This is a genomic window from Nocardia sp. CC201C (assembly GCF_030010695.1).
GTDB classification, from domain to species: domain Bacteria; phylum Actinomycetota; class Actinomycetes; order Mycobacteriales; family Mycobacteriaceae; genus Nocardia; species Nocardia otitidiscaviarum.
Genome location: NZ_JASCXP010000507.1, coordinates 1 through 4,552 on the forward strand (window position 1 = coordinate 1; position 4,552 = coordinate 4,552).

Consider the following 4,552-nt stretch of genomic DNA (forward strand, 5'->3'; position numbering starts at 1 on the left):
GGCCGTCGCGCGCCACCAGGGCGTCGCGCGGATCCTCGCGCGGCGGCACGGCCGCGATGGTGAAGCGCTCGTCCGGCGCGGTCGGCAGGTCCTTGTAGGAGTGCACCGCGATATCGACGGTCTGCGCGGCCAACTCCTCGCGCAGGGCGGCGGTGAACACGCCGACGCCGATCTTCTCGACCGGGTCCGACGATTTGTCGCCCGCGGTCTTCACGATCACGAGTTCGGCGTGCTGGCCCGCCGCGACCAGGGCGTCGCGCACGGTGCCCGCCTGGGTCAGCGCCAGCAGGCTGCCGCGGGTACCGATGCGCCACGGTGATTCGACCGTGCCGCGCGCCCTCGTGTCCTGATCTCCGTGCACCATCGCTCCGGTCATGAGTTGGGCCCCTGTTCGTCCCCGAGATGTGCGGCGGTGAAATCGTCGGCGAGCTCCCCGAGCGCCGCGATTTCCATGGGTGCGGCGACCGCTTGTGCCGCACCGGGTTTCAGTTCGAACAGCTCACGCAGCGCTTCGGCGTAGCTGTCGCCTCCCGGCGTGGAGGCCAGCTGCTTGACCCGCACCGTCGGTGCGTGCAGCAGTTTGTCGACGACGCGGCGCACGGTGCGCGCCACCTCCTCACGGTCGTCGGCGGCCAGGCTCGGCAGCCGCGAATCCAGGCGCAGCAGTTCGGCTTCGACCACCTCGGCCGCGCGCTGGCGCAGCGCGGCCACGGTCGGGGTGACCTCGGCCATTCGCTGTCCGGCCAGGTACTTCGCGAGTTCGTCGGCGACGATGCCGCGCGCGGCGACGGTGTCGGCGGCGGCGGCCCCGGCCGCCGGGTCGCGCTGCAACGTCTCCATATCGATGACGGTCACGCCCGGCAGCCCGGCCACGGCGTGCTCCACATCGCGCGGCAGGCCCAGATCGCAGATCACCAGGTGCTGATGCGGGCGACCGGCCAGGGCGCGGTGCACGTCGGCGAGGGTCACCACCGCGCCGACCGCGCCGGTACAGGTGACCACCACGTCGGCCGCCGCCATGGCCTCGACCATGCGCGACATCTCCATGGCGTCGGCGGTCACGCCGTGCATATCGGTGGCGGTGCGCGCCAAGCGCTGCGCCCGCTCCAGGGTCCGGTTCACCACGATGACGCGCCCGACCCCGGCCCGCGCCAGCTGCGCCACCGCGAGTCCGCCCATGGCGCCCGCGCCGAGCACCAGCGCGGTGCGGCCGACGAGTGCCGAATCATACGGCGCCACAGCGGTTTCGCTGACGCTGGCGGCAGCCTCGCGGCTCATCTCGGCCGCGCCGAGCACCATGCGGGCCCGGTCCAGGGCCACCGACACCACCGACGCGCCCGCGCGGTCGATACCGGTTTCGGAGTGCACCCGCTTGCCCACCCGCAGCGCGTGCTGCGCCAGTTCGTGCAGGGTGCGCCCGGCGGCCTGCTGCGCGTCGGAGGCGGCGTAGGCGGCGCGGATCTGGCTGAGCACCTGCTGTTCGCCGACCACCATGGAGTCCAGGCCGGAGGCGACCGCGAACAGGTGCTCGGCGGCGGCCTCGGCGTAGCGCACGTAGGCGTGTTTGGTGAGTTCGGGCAGCGGTAGCCCGGAGTGCTTGGTGAGCAGGTCGCTGATCTCGCCGAGCCCGCCGTGGAAGGCGTCGACCACCGCGTAGATCTCCACCCGGTTGCAGGTGGACACGATCATGGCCTCCGAGACGTGGCTGGAGGCGAGCATCCTGTCGGTCAGCTTGGGCCGGTCGTCCTCGGTGATCGCGACCTTCTCCAGCACCGCGACCGGCGCGCTCCGATGTGAAATACCGACGAGCAGCACACTCATGGCGTGACCACCGATCCCTTGGTTGGCTCCATTGCCGCATGAGAAGTCTGAATCGGCGTCACCCGCCGTGTGCCGCGTTCGGCGGTGTGCACGGTGCGCTCCAGCGCCGCGTCGGCCGCCGCGCGCACGGTATCCGCGCCCACCGTCTCCCCGGCCGCCACCTCGGATTCGGCGGCCTCGAGTTCGGCGTTGCGGGCGCGTTCGAAGGACAGCAACTGCATCTCGACCGCCAGGTCCACCCGCCGCACCTCCACGACGTCGGGTGCGTCCAGCGCGACCGGGGAAAAGCTGAGAATGCTCTGCATACCGGCCTCGACCAGCAGGTCGCAGACCCCCTGCGCGGCCGCGTCGGGCACCGTGATGACCGCGATGGTCGGTTCCAGCAGGCCGATGGCCCGGGGCAGCTCGGCCACATCGCGGATCGGCAGGCCGCTCACGGTGGTGCCGATGACCGCCGGATCGTTGTCGAAGATGCCGACCATGGAAAAACCGCGCCGCCGAAATCCGCCGTAGCCGATCAGCGCGCGGCCCAGATTGCCCGCGCCCACCAGCACCACGCGGTGGCCCTCGGACAGGCCGAGCACATCCTCGATGCGGTCGCGCAGTTTGATCACGTCGTAGCCGACCCCGCGCACACCGTTGGGTCCGAGGAACGAAAGATCCTTGCGCAGTTTGGCGGAACCGACACCCGCCGCGACAGCCAGTTCCTCACTCGATACGATGGCCGTACCTTCGTCGGCGAGAACGGCGAGCACCCGGAGATACGTGGCGAGCCGCGCTACCGTGGCTTGCGGTATGTCCTTCTGCAGAGCCCTGCCGGAGACGCCACCGGGCGTCTCATGCTGCTCTGTCACGTCGCTTGCGCTCCTCGTCCGGCCGGGGGTGGGTGTCCGGGTTTCGTGCTGTCGACCCGACGCCGGGGCGACCGTCGCGAGGCGGTCGCGTTGCAGGTCGTGTCGGGTTCTAGGGGCTGCTACCACTGCCCCCGAGAGACCCTCGAGGCGGGTTGCGTGCCACCACCGTAACCGCTTGTGCAGCCCTTCACAAAGTCGGTGAATTCAGTCACTTTGTGCCAGGCTCCGGCCCCGTGGGTCATTCAACCCCTATCGTGCGGACACCGCTACGGGACGCGCCGGAAATCTCCCCCGGCGTCCACGCCGCGTTTCACCGGGCGAGATCGGCCCGCAGTCGCGGCTCGTCCACATCGAAATAGCTATGTTCCCGCCCGTCCAGCAGGACCACCGGCAGGCGGTCGCCGTATTCGGCGCGCAATCCCGGATCGGTGGCCGCGGCCTCGTCCACATCCACGGTGGCGGGTTCGATGCCGAATTCCGCGCAGACGACGCGCAATTGTTCGAGCGCGATGGTGCACAGGTGGCACCCGGCGCGGGTCAGCAGGGTCACCTGCGGGGTGGGATCACTCGGTGTGGGATCACTCATGAGCGTCATTCAACACTTGTCGATCGCCGTCTACGTTCCGGCCATCGGGCCGGGATACTGTGGACGTGTTCACGTGAACCCCGCGGAGGTACTGGTGCCGGAACGATCGAAAGAGGCGAGGACGAGTTTCATCGCGGGACGATTCGGTGAATTTCCCACCCGCTGGGGTGGCCTGCAGGACCAGTTCACCCGGATCGCCCGCAGCCCGTTCGGCCCGACGGAGGAGGAGGTTCGCGCCAATCTGGCGGGCGAGGCCAGCGCCGAGGCCGCGCTCGCCCTGCACGAGGCCGAGGAGCCGGTCGCCGAATCGGTGCCGCGCGATCTCACCGCGGCGGCGTTCTTCGATGTCGACAACACCATGGTGCAGGGCGCGTCCATCGTGCATTTCGCGCGCGGGCTGGCGGCGCGCAAGTACTTCAAGACCTCGGATCTGGTGGATATCGCCTGGAAACAGGTGAAGTTCCGGGTCAGCGGCAAGGAGAGCAGCGCCGATATGGCCAGCGGCAAGGAGAAGGCGCTGGCCTTCATCGCCGGACGCTCCACCGCCGAACTGGCCGAACTGGGCGAGGAGATCTACGACGAGATCATCGCCGACAAGATCTGGCCGGGCACCCGCGCGCTGGCGCAGATGCATCTCGACGCCGGTCAGCAGGTGTGGCTGGTCACCGCGACCCCGGTGGAGCTGGCGCAGGTGATCGCCAAGCGACTAGGTCTCACGGGTGCGCTGGGCACGGTCGCGGAGAGCCGCGACGGCGTGTTCACCGGCCGCCTGGTGGGCGACATCCTGCACGGACTCGGCAAGGCGCACGCGGTGCGCACCCTGGCGATTCGCGAGGGCCTGAATCTGAAGCGCTGCACGGCCTACTCCGACAGCCACAACGACGTGCCGATGCTCTCGCTGGTGGGCACGTCGGTGGCCATCAATCCGGATTCGGATCTGCGCGAGGTGGCCAAGAATCGCGGGTGGGAGATTCGTGACTTCCGCACCGGGCGCAAGGCCGCGAAGGTGGGCGTGCCGACCGCCCTGGCACTGGGTGCCGCGGGCGGTGCGGCCGCCGCGGTCCTCACGCGCAAGCGCGAGGCCAAAGCGGGTTGATCAGTGGTCATCCTTGGGAAAACCACCCACGAAGAGGATGGCGATGAGTACGGCGCTGACGATCGCGATGATCGGGATGATCCACATAGGCATGCCCGCAGACTACAGCGTGTAGTAGGTCACACTACGAGCCGTCGTAGACAAAGTGGCGGGAAACACAATCGGGCCCCGGGCGCCACGCCCCGGGCCGGTAGC

4 protein-coding genes and 1 pseudogene are annotated in these 4,552 nt (G+C 69.4%); 1 reads left to right on the top strand and 4 read right to left on the bottom strand.

Annotated features, from left to right (window positions below; translation table 11 throughout):
* The 4 genes and pseudogenes from QK444_RS32780 to QK444_RS32795 all read right to left on the bottom strand — a co-directional run.
* A pseudogene (locus QK444_RS32780) lies at nucleotides 1–364 on the bottom strand (hydroxymethylbilane synthase); the annotation flags it as partial.
* 8 nt (nucleotides 365–372) lie between these two features.
* Entirely contained in the window at nucleotides 373–1,821 is a 1,449-nt protein-coding gene (locus QK444_RS32785; protein WP_282785931.1) for a glutamyl-tRNA reductase, read from the bottom strand.
* Complete coding sequence (locus tag QK444_RS32790; protein ID WP_282785932.1) at nucleotides 1,818–2,675, bottom strand: redox-sensing transcriptional repressor Rex; 858 nt, start codon at nucleotides 2,673–2,675, stop codon at nucleotides 1,818–1,820. Before QK444_RS32790 ends, QK444_RS32785 begins: the two co-directional genes overlap by 4 nt.
* 310 nt (nucleotides 2,676–2,985) lie before the next feature.
* Nucleotides 2,986–3,261, bottom strand: coding sequence for a glutaredoxin family protein (locus QK444_RS32795; protein ID WP_282785933.1), 276 nt, complete (start codon nucleotides 3,259–3,261; stop codon nucleotides 2,986–2,988).
* Between the two features lie 94 nt (nucleotides 3,262–3,355).
* Between QK444_RS32795 and QK444_RS32800 the strand changes: the two genes are divergently transcribed.
* Nucleotides 3,356–4,357, top strand: coding sequence for an HAD-IB family hydrolase (locus QK444_RS32800; protein ID WP_282785934.1), 1,002 nt, complete (start codon nucleotides 3,356–3,358; stop codon nucleotides 4,355–4,357).
* Nucleotides 4,358–4,552 lie beyond the last annotated feature (195 nt).